General features: G+C 35.7%; 17 protein-coding genes, 16 tRNA genes and 1 rRNA gene. 30 read left to right on the top strand and 4 right to left on the bottom strand.

Annotated elements, in window-relative coordinates; all coding sequences use genetic code 11:
* Window positions 1-99 precede the first annotated feature (99 nt).
* From rrf to GJU41_RS00110, 22 genes are all read left to right on the top strand, one after another.
* Window positions 100-215 (top strand): 5S ribosomal RNA (gene rrf / locus GJU41_RS00005).
* Between the two features lie 15 nt (window positions 216-230).
* Window positions 231-305 (top strand) — tRNA-Asn (locus GJU41_RS00010).
* Window positions 306-309: 4 nt separating this feature from the next.
* Window positions 310-399: transfer RNA gene (locus GJU41_RS00015), tRNA-Ser, on the top strand.
* Between the two features lie 14 nt (window positions 400-413).
* A tRNA-Glu gene (locus GJU41_RS00020) sits at window positions 414-488 on the top strand.
* 16 nt (window positions 489-504) lie between these two features.
* Window positions 505-580: transfer RNA gene (locus tag GJU41_RS00025), tRNA-Val, on the top strand.
* A gap of 43 nt (window positions 581-623) precedes the next feature.
* Window positions 624-700 (top strand) — tRNA-Met (locus GJU41_RS00030).
* A 3-nt stretch (window positions 701-703) separates the two neighbouring features.
* Window positions 704-779: transfer RNA gene (locus GJU41_RS00035), tRNA-Asp, on the top strand.
* 64 nt (window positions 780-843) lie between these two features.
* Window positions 844-919, top strand: a tRNA-Phe gene (locus GJU41_RS00040).
* 13 nt (window positions 920-932) lie between these two features.
* Window positions 933-1,008, top strand: a tRNA-Thr gene (locus tag GJU41_RS00045).
* A 10-nt stretch (window positions 1,009-1,018) separates the two neighbouring features.
* A tRNA-Tyr gene (locus GJU41_RS00050) sits at window positions 1,019-1,103 on the top strand.
* Window positions 1,104-1,121: 18 nt separating this feature from the next.
* Window positions 1,122-1,195, top strand: a tRNA-Trp gene (locus GJU41_RS00055).
* A 27-nt stretch (window positions 1,196-1,222) separates the two neighbouring features.
* A tRNA-His gene (locus tag GJU41_RS00060) sits at window positions 1,223-1,295 on the top strand.
* Window positions 1,296-1,331: 36 nt separating this feature from the next.
* Window positions 1,332-1,406: transfer RNA gene (locus tag GJU41_RS00065), tRNA-Gln, on the top strand.
* 59 nt (window positions 1,407-1,465) lie between these two features.
* Window positions 1,466-1,540: transfer RNA gene (locus tag GJU41_RS00070), tRNA-Gly, on the top strand.
* A gap of 8 nt (window positions 1,541-1,548) precedes the next feature.
* Window positions 1,549-1,622, top strand: a tRNA-Cys gene (locus tag GJU41_RS00075).
* Window positions 1,623-1,641: 19 nt separating this feature from the next.
* Window positions 1,642-1,730: transfer RNA gene (locus tag GJU41_RS00080), tRNA-Leu, on the top strand.
* A gap of 20 nt (window positions 1,731-1,750) precedes the next feature.
* Window positions 1,751-1,831: transfer RNA gene (locus GJU41_RS00085), tRNA-Leu, on the top strand.
* Window positions 1,832-2,006: 175 nt separating this feature from the next.
* A complete protein-coding gene (locus tag GJU41_RS00090) occupies window positions 2,007-2,996 on the top strand; it encodes a tyrosine-type recombinase/integrase (protein ID WP_154317771.1) in 990 nt (329 codons plus the stop codon).
* A gap of 754 nt (window positions 2,997-3,750) precedes the next feature.
* Window positions 3,751-5,016, top strand: a complete 1,266-nt coding sequence (locus tag GJU41_RS00095; protein WP_154317772.1) for a hypothetical protein — start codon at window positions 3,751-3,753, stop codon at window positions 5,014-5,016.
* A 428-nt stretch (window positions 5,017-5,444) separates the two neighbouring features.
* The gene (locus GJU41_RS00100) at window positions 5,445-5,762 is read left to right on the top strand and encodes a hypothetical protein (RefSeq protein WP_154317773.1); all 318 of its coding nucleotides are present in this window, start codon (window positions 5,445-5,447) and stop codon (window positions 5,760-5,762) included.
* Between the two features lie 77 nt (window positions 5,763-5,839).
* Window positions 5,840-6,028, top strand: a complete 189-nt coding sequence (locus GJU41_RS00105; RefSeq protein WP_154317774.1) for a hypothetical protein — start codon at window positions 5,840-5,842, stop codon at window positions 6,026-6,028.
* Between the two features lie 137 nt (window positions 6,029-6,165).
* A complete protein-coding gene (locus tag GJU41_RS00110) occupies window positions 6,166-6,852 on the top strand; it encodes a hypothetical protein (RefSeq protein WP_154317775.1) in 687 nt (228 codons plus the stop codon).
* A gap of 241 nt (window positions 6,853-7,093) precedes the next feature.
* Here GJU41_RS00110 and GJU41_RS00115 read toward each other — a convergent pair whose 3' ends face one another.
* Window positions 7,094-7,699 (bottom strand): recombinase family protein, encoded by a 606-nt coding sequence (locus tag GJU41_RS00115; RefSeq protein ID WP_154317776.1) that lies wholly within the window; start codon window positions 7,697-7,699, stop codon window positions 7,094-7,096.
* Between the two features lie 665 nt (window positions 7,700-8,364).
* Window positions 8,365-8,934 carry a hypothetical protein gene (locus GJU41_RS00120; RefSeq protein WP_154317777.1) on the bottom strand — a complete coding sequence of 190 codons (570 nt, stop codon included), beginning with the start codon at window positions 8,932-8,934 and terminating at the stop codon, window positions 8,365-8,367.
* A 161-nt stretch (window positions 8,935-9,095) separates the two neighbouring features.
* On the opposite strand from GJU41_RS00120, the gene GJU41_RS00125 reads away from it, so the two are divergent.
* The 8 genes from GJU41_RS00125 to GJU41_RS00160 all read left to right on the top strand — a co-directional run bounded on the left by GJU41_RS00125 (window position 9,096) and on the right by GJU41_RS00160 (window position 13,178).
* A complete protein-coding gene (locus tag GJU41_RS00125; RefSeq protein ID WP_154317778.1) occupies window positions 9,096-9,695 on the top strand; it encodes an SEC-C metal-binding domain-containing protein in 600 nt (199 codons plus the stop codon).
* A 192-nt stretch (window positions 9,696-9,887) separates the two neighbouring features.
* The gene (locus GJU41_RS00130; protein ID WP_154317779.1) at window positions 9,888-10,244 is read left to right on the top strand and encodes a hypothetical protein; all 357 of its coding nucleotides are present in this window, start codon (window positions 9,888-9,890) and stop codon (window positions 10,242-10,244) included.
* 335 nt (window positions 10,245-10,579) lie between these two features.
* Window positions 10,580-10,858, top strand: a complete 279-nt coding sequence (locus GJU41_RS00135; RefSeq protein ID WP_154317780.1) for a helix-turn-helix domain-containing protein — start codon at window positions 10,580-10,582, stop codon at window positions 10,856-10,858.
* Window positions 10,859-10,939: 81 nt separating this feature from the next.
* A complete protein-coding gene (locus tag GJU41_RS00140; RefSeq protein WP_154317781.1) occupies window positions 10,940-11,125 on the top strand; it encodes a hypothetical protein in 186 nt (61 codons plus the stop codon).
* Complete coding sequence (locus tag GJU41_RS00145; RefSeq protein WP_154317782.1) at window positions 11,122-11,751, top strand: hypothetical protein; 630 nt, start codon at window positions 11,122-11,124, stop codon at window positions 11,749-11,751. The genes GJU41_RS00140 and GJU41_RS00145 overlap by 4 nt, the downstream gene beginning before the upstream one ends.
* Window position 11,752: 1 nt before the next feature.
* A complete protein-coding gene (locus GJU41_RS00150; RefSeq protein ID WP_154317783.1) occupies window positions 11,753-11,932 on the top strand; it encodes a hypothetical protein in 180 nt (59 codons plus the stop codon).
* Between the two features lie 65 nt (window positions 11,933-11,997).
* Window positions 11,998-12,486, top strand: a complete 489-nt coding sequence (locus tag GJU41_RS00155) for a hypothetical protein (protein ID WP_154317784.1) — start codon at window positions 11,998-12,000, stop codon at window positions 12,484-12,486.
* 134 nt (window positions 12,487-12,620) lie between these two features.
* Complete coding sequence (locus tag GJU41_RS00160) at window positions 12,621-13,178, top strand: helix-turn-helix domain-containing protein (RefSeq protein WP_154317785.1); 558 nt, start codon at window positions 12,621-12,623, stop codon at window positions 13,176-13,178.
* Between the two features lie 72 nt (window positions 13,179-13,250).
* On the opposite strand, the gene GJU41_RS00165 is transcribed toward GJU41_RS00160, so the two are convergent.
* Together GJU41_RS00165 and GJU41_RS00170 are read right to left on the bottom strand one after the other, a co-directional pair.
* A complete protein-coding gene (locus GJU41_RS00165; RefSeq protein ID WP_154317786.1) occupies window positions 13,251-13,661 on the bottom strand; it encodes a hypothetical protein in 411 nt (136 codons plus the stop codon).
* Between the two features lie 105 nt (window positions 13,662-13,766).
* Window positions 13,767-14,612 (bottom strand): GIY-YIG nuclease family protein, encoded by an 846-nt coding sequence (locus GJU41_RS00170; RefSeq protein WP_224771341.1) that lies wholly within the window; start codon window positions 14,610-14,612, stop codon window positions 13,767-13,769.
* Window positions 14,613-14,843 lie beyond the last annotated feature (231 nt).

The raw sequence follows: 14,843 nt of genomic DNA on the forward strand, positions 1-14,843 counted from the left end.
CTTGTTATCATACGTTATTTAGTTTTGAAAGAATAACTTCTTTCGAAAAAAAAGCTTGAAATCTTCGGATTTCATAGTATAATAATTTTTGTCACTATGTCTGGTGATGATGGCAAAGAGGTCACACCCGTTCCCATGCCGAACACGGAAGTTAAGCTCTTTAGCGCCGATGGTAGTTGGGGGTTTCCCCCTGTGAGAGTAGGACGTTGCCAGGCTAGTGAAAATATTATTCCGCAGTAGCTCAGTGGTAGAGCTATCGGCTGTTAACCGATCGGTCGTAGGTTCGAGTCCTACCTGCGGAGCCATTTTGGAGAGCTGTCCGAGTGGCCGAAGGAGCACGATTGGAAATCGTGTAGGCGGTAACCCGTCTCAAGGGTTCGAATCCCTTGCTCTCCGCCACTATTTATATAAATGGCCCGTTGGTCAAGCGGTTAAGACACCGCCCTTTCACGGCGGTAACACGGGTTCGAATCCCGTACGGGTCACCAACATCATTTTCACTGCGGAGGATTAGCTCAGCTGGGAGAGCATCTGCCTTACAAGCAGAGGGTCGGCGGTTCGAGCCCGTCATCCTCCACCATCTTTACTGAATACAGCAGCACAAAAACTTCATTTATTATTGTCGCGGGGTGGAGCAGTCTGGTAGCTCGTCGGGCTCATAACCCGAAGGTCGCAGGTTCAAATCCTGTCCCCGCAACCAAATGGTCCCGTGGTGTAGCGGTTAACATGCCTGCCTGTCACGCAGGAGATCGCCGGTTCGATCCCGGTCGGGACCGCCATTTTAATTAAACAAGCTGCTTGAATAAGCTGCTGATAATTAACAGTTTGACATCATAAATAAATGGCTTGGTAGCTCAGTCGGTAGAGCAAAGGACTGAAAATCCTTGTGTCGGCGGTTCGATTCCGTCCCAAGCCACCATTTACACTTAAATGCCGGTGTAGCTCAATTGGTAGAGCAACTGACTTGTAATCAGTAGGTTGGGGGTTCAAGTCCTCTTGCCGGCACCACTTACAGTGTGGAGGGGTAGCGAAGTGGCTAAACGCGGCGGACTGTAAATCCGCTCCCTCCGGGTTCGGCGGTTCGAATCCGTCCCCCTCCACCATTTTCATAAAAAGAATATAGGGGTATAGTTTAAAGGTAGAACAGAGGTCTCCAAAACCTCCGGTGTGGGTTCGAGTCCTACTACCCCTGCCAATTTAATTAATCTTATATAGTATAATGGCGGTTGTGGCGAAGTGGTTAACGCACCAGATTGTGGCTCTGGCATTCGTGGGTTCGATTCCCATCAGTCGCCCCTTTTTTTTACTTAATAGGGTTTTTATTTTTGTTTTGGGCTATAGCCAAGCGGTAAGGCAACGGACTTTGACTCCGTCATGCGCTGGTTCGAATCCAGCTAGCCCAGCCATTTTTCATTAAGAGTCATCTTTGTGCAGCTATTGCATAAAATACATTACACAGCGATTTGCGGAAGTAGTTCAGTGGTAGAACACCACCTTGCCAAGGTGGGGGTCGCGGGTTCGAATCCCGTCTTCCGCTCCAATAGTTGAGGCGGCATAGCCAAGTGGTAAGGCAGAGGTCTGCAAAACCTTTATCCCCGGTTCAAATCCGGGTGTCGCCTCCAATTTTTATTTATCACCCTTGCCGGGGTGGCGGAACTGGCAGACGCACAGGACTTAAAATCCTGCGGTAGGTGACTACCGTACCGGTTCGATTCCGGTCCTCGGCACCATATCCATCACAATTTCATTTGCCGGTGTGGCGGAATTGGCAGACGCGCACGACTCAAAATCGTGTTCCTCTGGAGTGTCGGTTCGACCCCGACCACCGGTATCTAAGATTTTATTACTTTCAATTACAAGTGAATTAAGTAATATCAACGTTTAAAGACGTCTCTACAGTTATTGTAGAGGCGTTTTTTTGTTGTTTTTTTATTTTTTTTTCACACGACATACATAAATGAAATCGTGTTCCTTAATCGTGTGCACCGTTGAAAGGAGGAATTATTATGACCAGGCGTAAGAATGTTTTAAATGATGATGAATTGGCTGTTATTCAAAAGAAAGTTAAAGCTTATGTAGAGACATTTAAAGATGCTACCCAATTGTTCATTCAGGATTGCGAACTTCGAAATTTAAGACCTCATACAATTCAATATTACTTGAATGAAATACAAGCATTCTTAAATCAACTTAAAGATCAGGGTATTGATATTACTTTATTGAAACCATCTAACCTAACTGAAGAACATATTAAAAACAATGTGATTCTCTATATGCGTAATTTTAAGGGTAGCAGAGTAGTTACCATTAACACGAGGTTACGTGCTTTAAGGGCTTTTTACAACTTCCTTTATAAACAAAAACTCATTACAAATAATCCGATGGAGAATATCAAGCTGCTTAAAGATAGAAAAACGGTTATTGCAACATTTACAAAAGATCAGTTAAACAAGTTATTTAAACAGCCAGATTTAAGAACATTCACTGGAGTACGTGATTATACGGTAATGATGCTAATGCTTGAAACCGGTATTAGAGTAAATGAGTTAGCAGGATTATCTTTAAAAGATATACGGTGGGAAGATTCTATGGTCGTAATCCGAAATGCGAAAAGCTATAGAGAGAGATTAGTTCCAATTCAAAAAGATATGAAACATCAATTGGAAAAATATATAACTATCCGCAGTTATGGAGAATGTGATGCTTTATTTATTACAATCGATGGTGAAAGACTGTCAAAGAGAGGGATACAACAAAGGATTACTAAATATGGTGAGATGGCTAATCTTAAAGATGTTAGATGTAGCTGTCATACTTTTAGGCATACATTTGCAAAGCTTAGTGTACAGCAAGGTGCTAATATCTTTGAAATTCAAACTATTCTAGGACATACCAGCATGGAAATAGTGAAGACTTATGTAAATCTGTTCGGTAATGATGTTAGAGATAGGCACAAGGAATTTTCACCAATTAAAGTGCTGAATAAAAGAATCTAATTATATTAGAACAAAAAGAAAGCCACCTATTCACAGTAGGTGACCCAAAACCAATATAATTTAATACGAAAATCGTAATTCTTGTATTTATCTTATCGAAAAAAGTAAATGGATGCAAGTTGTCTTTAGTGATGTCATTTTTATTACGGTCTTTCCAACGTGGAAACCTACTAACACGTTGTTAAATAAAACTTGAAAGGTACTGGTTGTAGCCAATGCAGAAAATACAGCCGTAATCACATCAACAGCTTTCCTTGTTTGCTGGTGATTACTAGGTGAGAACGACCATTAAAGGTTCGGTTTGGTAGCTAGGCGTGCTGCGGTACGGGTAGCAACGAATAGACAATCGCACAAAGGACTAGCTATATGTGTAGAAAGTTCGTTGTTGAAGAAATTCAAGCGTTCAAACAAGGTGATACGGTGGACACCTCATCAACTCAGTTCAATTCAGGAATCGTATTAAAGAATGACTGCTTTTACAGTACTATATATTTTTTTAGTACAGTATAGGTAATCATTCTTTTGTCCAATGTTTCCTAATCAATCTTGTTAATTCAGTGAAAATCAAATCCAAGAGTCAAGAAATAAAATGATTTTTACGTCCTTTTCTCATGTTCGATTGCAAGTACATAAATGAAACGCATGAAGAATGATGGGAGAAGATTTATTGCTGTAAATTTATTTCTTACTGTCCTAATTCATGTGAATTATGTAAGTGTCATTTTACAGGCACATGAAGAAAGGGACGATCAAAATGCTATATCAAAGACCAACGAAAACTAGAATTAACATCATTGATTCAATAATGGGTAGTGGTAAAACAAGTTGGGCTATCCAGTATATGAATGAAGCACCTACTTACCAAAAATTCATTTACATCACACCTTTTAAAACTGAAGTGGAACGGGTCTTATCTTCTGTTAACCGTGAATTTAAGCAGCCAGATGGTGATAGTACTGGTGAAACAAAGCTAGAGGATATTAAACGACTTATCGCTGACGGGGAAAACATAGTATCCACTCACTCATTATTCAAACGTGTAGATAGTGAAGTCATTGATCTATTAGATATGGAAAATTACGTTTTGATTTTGGATGAAGTTATGGATGTTATTGAACAGGTGAAAATTTCAAGAGATGATTTGAAGATGCTTATACAGAATAAGGTTATTGAAGTGGATAAAAAAGGTATCGTGTCATGGGAACAAGTTGACTATCAGCAGGGTTACTTCGAAAAGATCCGTAATCTAGCTAATTCGGGCAACCTCATGATGTATGAGGATGATGCTAGCGAACCTATAGCGATTTACTGGACGTTTCCAGTTGAGACCTTTAAATGCTTTGAGGAAGTTTTTATCCTAACTTATATGTTTAATGGACAAATTCAACGGGCTTACTTTGATCTATTTGGTCTCAATTACAATTATAAATCTGTAATAAACACAAATGAGGAATATAAACTTTCTTCATACATCCCCTATCAGGATGAGATTCGTTCACATTTAAAGAAGCTAATAAACATTTATTACCCATTACCCAAAGATAAGAAGGACATGAATAAAATTGGAAGTAAACATTCTTCATTTAGTGTCTCTGATTTAAAGAAAAAGACTATGAACACTGAAACAAAACGGGTTATACGAAACTGTGCTTATAATTTTTATCGCAATAAATGTAAAGTATCTACTGAGGAAGTTATGTGGACTACCTTTAAAGATTTTGAAAATAAGATTACTCCAAGTGGATTAAAAGATCACTTTGTCAGTGTAAATGCACGTGCAACTAATGATTACCAACATAAAAGCACATGTATCTATATAGCAAATATATATACTAATCCTGTCGTGAAAAACTTCTTTAGTAAACATCAAGTAGAAGTTGATATGGATTTATTCGCATTGTCAGAACTACTTCAATGGTTGTTCCGCAGCCGGATTCGTAATGAACAATCTATAAATGTTTATATTCCTTCTAAAAGAATGAGAACACTGTTAGAACAATATTTGGATAATGAAATTTAGTTATTATTACTAATAAACCTTACTAGACACAGCCTAGTAAATAAACGTTGGAAGCCCTGATAACTCTAGGTTTTCTGAGTATTCCCTTATAAGAAAGATAAATATAATTATTAACATGTTAAAGAAACCCTACCAAATAACACTTCTAGGGATAGCCAAAAAAAGGCTACCCCTTTCCATGTTAATTTGGCTGTAATAGAAGAATTGTAAAAAATACTAATAACAGAATCTATAGTGGTGAGGGTGCATACCCGAACACGAGGCTTTAGCCGAGGTATTAACAAATCAACTAAGTTAACGTAACTTACCTTGAAGTACATTAAATTAGATTAACTAACACACTTTAGATTGTAAGTCAATATTTTTTTTACTTTTTTACTTTTGTGTGCTAAATTAAAAGTATCATAGAAAAAGTGGAGTGAATTATATTGGAGAAACGCTATCCCGTAAGTGGACGATTTGGACAAGAAGAATGGAATAGACTATCTGAATTACTTGAATTTTTTAATGGAGAATCAATAGGGGATGTTAGTATCAATGATGGACTAAAAGTATGTGTTAATCACACATATGAAACTTTTCATGACTTTAAAGAAATGGTTGAAGAAGTAGGTCATTTAAAGAGTGAAAATTGCAAGTTGAAAAATAGAGTCAAAGAGTTAGAAGAAAAACATAAAGAAATCAAAACTGGGATAATGGAATTAAATAGAATGATTTTGAAAACCGAATACAATAGTTGCCTATAATAAAATAATGCTTAAGAAGCATAGAAGGAAAAAATATCCTTTTGTCGAATTGAAATAGATGAAGGGAAGTGATAACGATGTATTTTCGTTTAAAGTTTAAAGATGGTACTAGGGTACGAATTGCTAAAGAAACCTTTATGGATTATGAAGGTGACTTTTTAGAGTTATTGAAAAGTAACTATGAGAATAATAGACCTATAGTTCTAGAAGGTGTAGGCGAAAGAAACTTTCAGGACTTAATTGCAGTTGAAATAGTATTTGATTAAGTAAAGGCATCCAAATGAGGGTGCTTTTTTATGATCTCAGTTTGTCTAGGTGGTAAGAGAATCTGTTAAAAGAAGATGTCATGCAGGATATATTTTACTCTTGGCGTATTGAGTAGATGAAAGTGAGTGGATAATAAATGACAGGTATAACTTTAATGGAAGCTTTTTGGAGGATATTGCCCGCAGTACTAATTGCACCTTTTATAACATTCTTTTTAGGAAGGTTAGGGAACATTACGGATAGGAAGTTAGAGTATCGCACTTTCTTTGATGTGGACGAGGTAACAGCTAATTATAAATTAAAAAATATGCCTAATCTAAAAAATGGAACTAAACTTATTATTCCAAATCAATTTATAAGCTTAGAAAAGGAAATTGAAAATAGAATTAGAAACAAATCTATAAATCCATCTAAGATCCAGTTAGCTTATTTACACGTAAAACCCTTCGGGAACGGCATCATTACAGGCAGTTCAATTAGTGTAACATTAAGGAGTGTAGATAAAAAAGAAAGCTGGAAATTAGATATTTCTTTGCCAATCCTTGAACAAAATGAAGAAATATTTATACCTATGGATAGATTAGATATGTATGAAATTGAATTTTTCATAGAGGAAATTGAAATGAAGTATAGAACCCAAGCAGGAGAAAAAATGCTTTATAAAAGTACACGCAGAAAAATCGAGAACAATGAAACCATTGTTAAAATTTCATACAGTGTAAAAAAATTCAATCTTTTTTATTACCCTATTGATAATCAAAAAGGCAGGAATGCTGGTTGGATATTCTTAACTAATGATAAAGATAAAAGTAGTGGCACCTAATTTGGTGCTTTTTTTATGCCCAGCTGCACACGTAGAGTATATTTTCTATACTAACTTACAATGTTAAGCAGCAGGTTAGCAGACAAGCATTTTTCCTACCGACATGCACAATTCATAAATCGTTGGTACATATAGGTTTGTAAAGAATTTTGTCTGTGGAATTTAGTGCAAATATCGCTTTTACGCTTGTATTACACGGTCTGCCCCAGAAATAAAAAATGCACAAAAAAGACGTCACCGATTAAAGTTTCGCCTCGTATTCTTTCACTTTCTTATAAAAAGTCGCTTTCTTCATATCTACTTCATTCATAAATGCTACAGCTGTAATCTTTCCAGCTTTCCATTCCTTGTAAAGCTTGCCCCACTCTTTAGGAAGTTCTAACACTGGTCTACCTAAATGCTTACCTTTAGCTTTAGCTACAGCTATTCCCTCAGATTGACGCTGTTTAATCGTTTCTCTTTCTTGTTCAGCCATTGAAGTGTAAACCTCTATGATTATATTGTTAATCATATCTATGACCCATTCTTGACCCTCAGGAACGTCTTGCATAGTGGTAGGAAGGTCAATGATCTTTACTCGAATGCCTTCATTCTTGAACTGTTCTAAATAGCTTTTGATTTGCTGTTTATTACGTCCTAGACGGTCAATAGATTTAATGAAAAGAGTGTCATCTAACCTAATAGCTTTTAACAAGTTCTGAAAGCCCTCACGTTCCATATCCTTACCACTAGCTTTATCACTGTATATATATTTCACGTCCGTTACAAAGCCCTTTAAAGCCTCATATTGTCTGTCTAGATTCTGTTCCTTTGATGAAACACGCATATAGCCGAAATTGATTCCCATTGATAAAACCACCGATTCTTTTATTTGATAGTCTTAACATACATCATATGTCTTATAAGGTCAATTATTTTATAGACGTTTATAAAGGTTTATTTTATGTATTTAATGTACATCTTTTTAGCTGTTTTTTTATAGTCGATTTAGGTGTACCTTTTCAGACTATGGTGTGATAAGTGTTACAAAAAAGAAGGGCTTAGGGGAGTAATAGATAAGGGGATACTCACTACTTCAACAGATACATAATAGAGGGGCATGAACTACACTCAATACAGCAACGCTATGGGCATATAGAAGGCATACAGCAATGATAGAGGCAAGAGAATAGAGAATACCAATAGACATAGAAAAGCACTAAGTAGGCAGTAAGGACACTATAAAAGGTGAATAGGAAAGTGATAAATACAACTCTCAAGGCAACGCAGCAAGGTAATTACAAAAAGAGAAAAGAATGAATGAAACAGATTGAAAGAGTTGATAAATGAAATACACTTATGAATGTTAGATCAATGGGACTTGACGAGTTTATCTAAAAGAAATCATAACAAGTAGGGAAGGGTATACCCAGGGGGGAGGGGGGGGATATACACGTGGTCTGGTGTTTACAAAATACACACCAAATTTTTAAAACCTTTTTAAGGGCAAAAGGGTAACTTTTGGAGTTACCCTTAAGTATTTTCATAGTTAGCCCAATCCTTAAGCATTATATGAAGAAAGTCATCCTTAGTGCATTCAGTTTCACTGTAGCCTAAGTCTCTTCTTATTAAAACCATTATTTCAGCCAACAATATTATTACCTGTTTTGATTCATAGTTAGGTGAATCTACAGTTAGAGAGTATTTTCGCCATTCAACAAATTTCTTTACCGTTTCATCCGATGCGAAGAAAAATAATTTGGTACCTAAATCTAACATTTTCTTATTGTGTTCTTTTTGAGTAGCTTGATTTGTTCCCAGCCTTCTAACATAGTCCCTATCCGTCAAATTGATGATTAGAACTTCAACTAATTTTGAAAATTCTTGAGTTTTATGAATATGTAACTGTGATTCATTGATTTTCATTAACTCCAAATCAGTGGTTAATTGATTTCTAAATTCCTCTAATTGTTTATTTAAATCATACTCAAAAGCTTTTAAGTTTTTTGCGTGTACTTGATCAGGTAATTTCTTTAAATAGGTGTATATAAACCATCCACCTAATAATATAGCTATTTGTAAAATTGTTAGCAAAATGTTCACTAAACTTCCCCCATTTCTGCTTATTGTACCAATCTAGTAAAATCCAATCATTTACTTATTTAAAAGTATAGTACAAGTAATACTTTTTTCATATAGAATACCTATTATTATCCAAATAAATGATAAATTATGGTATGATTAGAAAAAAAAGAGGTGTTGAAATGGTTCATGTACCAGCTTTTTGTGATAATTGCGGAAATATCTTTCCGTCAGGGATGGTTTTTCAAGGTGCTTCTTTTAATGTAACTCTTACACGTAGTAAGTCAAGGTGTCCAAGCTGTAAACAATGGGCTAGAATACCCGAGGGTGTTTTTAACTTTTATAACAACGCTATAGAAGTATTACAAGGTACTGAAGAAACTGTAAAAGATCTTCAAAAACTGTACATGATTATTCAAAATGCCTCTAAGTTAGAAACACTGCCTCAGGATGTAAAACAAGAAATTCAAAAAGAAGTACCTAAGTTATCTTTCTTAGCTAGATATTTACCGAAGAATGCAAAAGAATTAAGTGCTTATCTATATGGGATAGGTGCAATAATCAATGGATTAACTGGTGGGAACATAGAGATAAAACCTCATATTGAAATAAACCCTAAAACAGAAATTATTGAAGACATTAAAATAGAAGAAACCCTTAAACAATTTGCTTCTACACTAGAAGTACATACACCACCTGTGATGACTGAAAGGAAAATAGGAAGAAATGAACCTTGTCCATGTGATAGTGGATTAAAATTTAAATATTGTCATGGTAAATAAAGTAAACCCACTAGCTAAAATTGGCTAGTGGGTTTTTCAATGTATTGTTTATTTTTTACTTGTATCCAGTGATGTAACAAAATTAAAGAGTATCTATTTTTACATTTAATGTTTTTTTAGTAGTATGTCCTAAAATTCGATCTGATTGCAAGTACATAAATGAATCACAAAATTACATGGAGGTATTGGACAATGAACTATTCAAAATTCGCTAACCTAAGCCCAGAAACTATTATGAAGGACGAAAAGCTACGTGAGGAATTTTATGAATACCTCAAGGGGCGTATGGAGGTTTTGGAACGAGTGAAAACCATATTATTGTTCCCTAGTGATGAAACTGCAAATACTCAACAAGTAGCATGGTTTTACCAAGTCGATAAGAAGGTTATTGAAAAGGTTGTTTTTAGAAACCTGAATGAACTAGCTGAGGATGGCTATACAAATGGCATTTTCACAAGTCGGGCCATTTTAAGAATAGGTATGCTGCTAGATGATAATGAAATAGCAAATGAGGTTATGGATCAGTTGTTTAATATAAGTCAAAAGTAGCATTTAGAAGCACTTACAACCATACTGAGGATATCATTGAAGTGAGATTAACAGGGGCTAGGAAAGGCAATAGGTCGGATTTAGTTAATGAAGCGTTGCGGAAAGTATTCAAGGAAAAGGGCTGGCTGTAGATTTATTTTAAAAACCTCTATTCCTGACCTGTATCTCATGGTGGTTTGATGAACAATAGTTTAAAGGGAAGTACATGCGACTTCCTACGGTGAATATTGAAATTTTCCTTTGAAGGGGAAGGCCTAACAGCTTTCCTCTTTTTTATTTACCGCATGTTCCAATAATTAGAACTACAAAACACTATCAGAGAGGTGACAAACACAATGTTAACAACCAATACACGCTTACCGTACAACCAACAATATGACAATCGTTTCATTAAGCCAGTCAGAATGGCCAGAAATAAAACGCTAAGACAGATGGAAGAATTTATGGGCGTTGATTACAGCACTATCGCGAAGCTGGAAAGAGGAGACTTAGAGTTTACGCCGTACTATGAGGAAAAGTTCAAAATGGCCATCAAGCGTTTACGAGTGTCGAACGTAGAACTTGCTTCGATCCGTAAGATTATTGAAATGAAAGAACAGAGAGGCTACAAATAATGATTACTATTGCATTGGCGGTGCTGTTAAAGGGGTTTATCGTATTTAAAAACAAAGTGGCTGCTAAAGGGGAAATAGAACGTGAAATCTGCACTGAACTCACTTAAAACGTGGATTGAACAGCGTATGGAAAGGCATGTCCTACACAAGCAACTAAAGAAAGAAATTGAACGTCAAGGCGTTATTGCATTGGCTAATACCTTAAATGATGACAAAGAGAAGCGAGAATTTATAATTCAATACCATACAGGGGGAAATAAGAAATGAAAAAAGGTAAAGTGGCAGACTTATTTTTTGAAACTAAAATAGTTGTGGCTGAATATCAGGAAGAAGCGTTCCAGCTAGACGAACAGGGACGAGAATTAAAGGCTGAACTAGAGGCACTACAAGAACAGCATACAGCAAATTTAATTGCCCAAGAGAATGCAAGTGTTTCTGAACGAGTTTATTTAAAGATTGAAAGCAAAGGAATTATCCAAAAAAGTGAGGTCATTGGTTCGCTATTAGAGGAATTGGAGAATGAACACACTGAATTAAAACTTAAATTCACGCCTATTCTTCAAGAGGCACTAAGGAAAGACCGAATGATTTTAAGTCAATATGATGTTACTGAGTTGGCCATTAAATACCGTTACTTACTTCTTACTGAAATAGCTGAGATTGGAAAGGAAATGCAAGGCCAGTATCATGCTATTGCACCTGACGTTATGGAAATCTTTGAAGATCCGGCTGTAAAAGAAGCCAACCCACGATTAGAATACTCTTTCCATGCAGACCAATTTAAACCTGGACTAAGTTGGTTTGATAAATCAGTAGTTTCAAAAAATGAGTTGTTTGCAGCTGTACGTGGAAACCTTCCGCAACACTTAGCAACACCTAAGGACGTGAAATAAGATGGCTGAAAATACTAACAATCCATTAGACATGCTGAAAGCCGGACTAGCTGAACCTATTGTAAAGAATGAGGCTTACCAATTTAATAATGAAGCAATGGGAAACTATATGAAAGCAAAAAATGCACCTATAGCTACATTAGTATCAATTACAAGATTTAAAACTGATAATGAAGAATAGCACTTAAATAAATACACTAGCCCTGCTGAGAAATCGGCGGGCTTTTTCTATTGGAGGAAATGAGAATGACAGAATATAAATTTCAGGTAAAACAATACACAGGCGGTGGCTACTCACTTCTAACAAGAACAGTTAAGGTCGAAGATTGTGCCAACCTAGTAAAAGAACATAACGGTGAGTCTAATTGGTGTTTATTGAAAGACGCACACTGTCCTTTATTGGCCAAACATGACCGATACAATTTTGATCCTGAGGACATTAAGTGTAGTCATATAGAAAGTGGTTTTACTAAGGACATAAACAAGCTGGAAAACCCTCATAGAGAAGAAGTTCTTAACTCTATTGTAGATGAAATTTTAGCTGAACGTGAGGCCGTAGTAAAGGCATACCCTGACAACGGTAAAGCGGTCTATCAAGTAGGTAAGTATTTAAAGACCTGCAAACGGTGTGAAACTCATTTCAAAACAGACGCAAAGAACAAGGTCTATTGTGAGGATTGTTCCCACAGTATGAAAAAACAGAAGCATAGAAAATACAATGGGAAACGTGACTAAAACAACGACTTTATTAGATTTAGAAAGTCAATGATACCAATGGTTCCAGCGATTTAATAATGTCGTTTTTTACGAAAGTAATACTAGCATAGCCCACACCCTTAAAAACGACCAAGTAAAAGGAGATAAAGCACATGGCCAAACGTAATAAAGCAAGTAAGAAAAGACAGAAGAAACAGCTAATGAAACGAGTGGCCAAGACGGCTGCAGGAATGGCTGCTATTGTAGAATCGGAAGAAACACCCTTCATTAAAACATGGCTTAACCCTGTGATAATAGATTCAGGCCGTACCCTTCCAAGAATGGATTTGTACTTAGGCAAGTACAGTGAAGCTAATACCGAGTATCAGAAGGAACTTGACGCTGTTTATGCTGGCACTGTCGTAGTTATCGAACGTTTCTTAAATCATAAAAGTACATTGCTTCATCACTGTACTGAATGTAGTGCTAATTTTTACAGCAGGCCTGAATGGTTATTGAATGAGAAAAAACAACCTCATGTGTGCTACACCAGCCTAAAACATTCACATAACAAAGTAGTAGCTACACCTAAGAAGAAAAGACTTACGGAAGCCGATACTATGGAAATGGTTGCACTAGCTGAACAAGGAATGACAAAAACTATGATAGCTAAAATATACGGTGTCACACGTCAGACAGTGATCAATCGATTAAGTAAAGCAGGGTTTTAATGACCTTGCCTCTCCTTTTTTTAAATAAAAAAAAGATGCTACTGAATTAACAGTAACACCCTCTAAATTCTTCTATTCCCCACAATACATAAAATTCATTTTATTCTCTAATGCCTCCATAAACTTATTGTTGAAAAGTCTTTCATCAACTACAAAATAGTATGTTTCCTGATGGTTTAAATCGAAACCTTCAATACGAACTAATAGTCCATAATCACTTAATTCCTTAATATATTTAGTATAATTTTCGTACTCAGACTTCATAAGGTTAACCCATTTTACAGCGTCGTCATAATTTGTTGGCTTGTAGATATCCGTAAAGGCAAACCGTTTAAGGTCATGCATACAAAATAATTTATCATCTATAAGATTTTCATCGAGAACAACACGTAGCACCTCTAAATGGTCAATATCTAAATCGTAATTTTCAATTATTTCTTCTAGATTCTCTAACATTGTTTTTGATGGGTTTGTTGTAGTCATTTTTCATCCGTCCTTTTCGTTTTGTTTTTGTATTCATTTACGTACTTGCAATCAAAACGGATTTTAGGACAGTTATATATATTTAATATGTTAGACTGTGTAAAATTATTTTTTCTTCTTTTTGTTAACCTTTTGGTAATTCTTTATAGCCGTATGAAAATTACGATGAAAATCTGGGTTGTTTGGTAATTCAAATTCTCTGGATAATTGTCCAATGAAACTCAATCTTTTATTGTTAGTAGTAAGGGTCGAGAACAATTCTGTTCCTATTATCCTATCTAAGATAAAATCCGAAACCTTCCGATAGTCATCATTTCTGAAAATAGGTTTATCCAAAATATTACCCGGCATTCTATTATATCCATTTTGAAATGAATCATAAGCCCTTATTGCATTATCCTCTAACTCATTTAGCGAATCATATGACGTATTCTCTAATGGTATTAAACTAATAATTATTTTATCTCCTAAACTATAATCCTTATATACTACAGGATTTCCTTTATCTATAACAAAGTGCACATAAGCCCTGTCGAATACTCTTTCTGCTTGTCCGACATAATAAATATCTTCTACACAATTATGTATGATATAAATACCAGAGAAATTAACAATCCCTTGTTGTTCTCTTTCATTTTTGTCTCTAAGTTTAAGCAACTCTTGTGGAGTAACTTTCATCATTTTTCCCCTTAGATCATCTAACACTTTTCTCACAATATCTTTGTTTCTATTTCGTTCATATTCCGTTTTCTTTTTATGAATATATGATGGAGATACTTGGCCAGGTTCATAATCACTCAAAACACCTCTTATCCAACTTAGTTCATCTTCTGTTAGAAAATTAAACATAAGTCTGAAATAGGAACGAATTTCTTCACTGTCTTTGTGTGAAAGCCGCCCTTCTTCGTTTATATAATAGTCAGGAAAACCATTCACTCTCTCCCATGCCATAAAGATATACTCCTCTATCAATGACGTTTAGATAACTACGTTTTCTTATAAAACGTCCTCAGTTGCAACGAGTTAGGCGGGTTCTACTAGTTCCAAGGCAGGTTTTTTACAGATTTTAATACTGATGGGTAACATTTAGAACAAAACCTTTCTCTATCATCACCTTTTAATTCTGTGGGTAATGGCCTCAAGTCATCTGATTTCTGCCAGCAATAAGTACATTTATTTTCC

This window comes from Metabacillus idriensis, assembly GCF_009674765.1.
Lineage (GTDB): Bacteria > Bacillota > Bacilli > Bacillales > Bacillaceae > Bacillus_P > Bacillus_P idriensis.

What these genes read in the sequence shown, in the direction of transcription:
- GJU41_RS00090 (WP_154317771.1), top strand. Translation starts at nt 2,007, where the DNA reads ATGACCAGGCGTAAGAATGTTTTAAATGATGATGAATTGGCTGTTATT.
- GJU41_RS00095 (WP_154317772.1), top strand. Translation starts at nt 3,751, where the DNA reads ATGCTATATCAAAGACCAACGAAAACTAGAATTAACATCATTGATTCA.
- GJU41_RS00105 (WP_154317774.1), top strand. Translation starts at nt 5,840, where the DNA reads ATGTATTTTCGTTTAAAGTTTAAAGATGGTACTAGGGTACGAATTGCT.
- GJU41_RS00110 (WP_154317775.1), top strand. Translation starts at nt 6,166, where the DNA reads ATGACAGGTATAACTTTAATGGAAGCTTTTTGGAGGATATTGCCCGCA.
- GJU41_RS00115 (WP_154317776.1), bottom strand. Translation starts at nt 7,699, where the DNA reads ATGGGAATCAATTTCGGCTATATGCGTGTTTCATCAAAGGAACAGAAT.
- GJU41_RS00125 (WP_154317778.1), top strand. Translation starts at nt 9,096, where the DNA reads ATGGTTCATGTACCAGCTTTTTGTGATAATTGCGGAAATATCTTTCCG.
- GJU41_RS00130 (WP_154317779.1), top strand. Translation starts at nt 9,888, where the DNA reads ATGAACTATTCAAAATTCGCTAACCTAAGCCCAGAAACTATTATGAAG.
- GJU41_RS00135 (WP_154317780.1), top strand. Translation starts at nt 10,580, where the DNA reads ATGTTAACAACCAATACACGCTTACCGTACAACCAACAATATGACAAT.
- GJU41_RS00145 (WP_154317782.1), top strand. Translation starts at nt 11,122, where the DNA reads ATGAAAAAAGGTAAAGTGGCAGACTTATTTTTTGAAACTAAAATAGTT.
- GJU41_RS00150 (WP_154317783.1), top strand. Translation starts at nt 11,753, where the DNA reads ATGGCTGAAAATACTAACAATCCATTAGACATGCTGAAAGCCGGACTA.
- GJU41_RS00155 (WP_154317784.1), top strand. Translation starts at nt 11,998, where the DNA reads ATGACAGAATATAAATTTCAGGTAAAACAATACACAGGCGGTGGCTAC.
- GJU41_RS00160 (WP_154317785.1), top strand. Translation starts at nt 12,621, where the DNA reads ATGGCCAAACGTAATAAAGCAAGTAAGAAAAGACAGAAGAAACAGCTA.
- GJU41_RS00165 (WP_154317786.1), bottom strand. Translation starts at nt 13,661, where the DNA reads ATGACTACAACAAACCCATCAAAAACAATGTTAGAGAATCTAGAAGAA.
- GJU41_RS00170 (WP_224771341.1), bottom strand. Translation starts at nt 14,612, where the DNA reads ATGGCATGGGAGAGAGTGAATGGTTTTCCTGACTATTATATAAACGAA.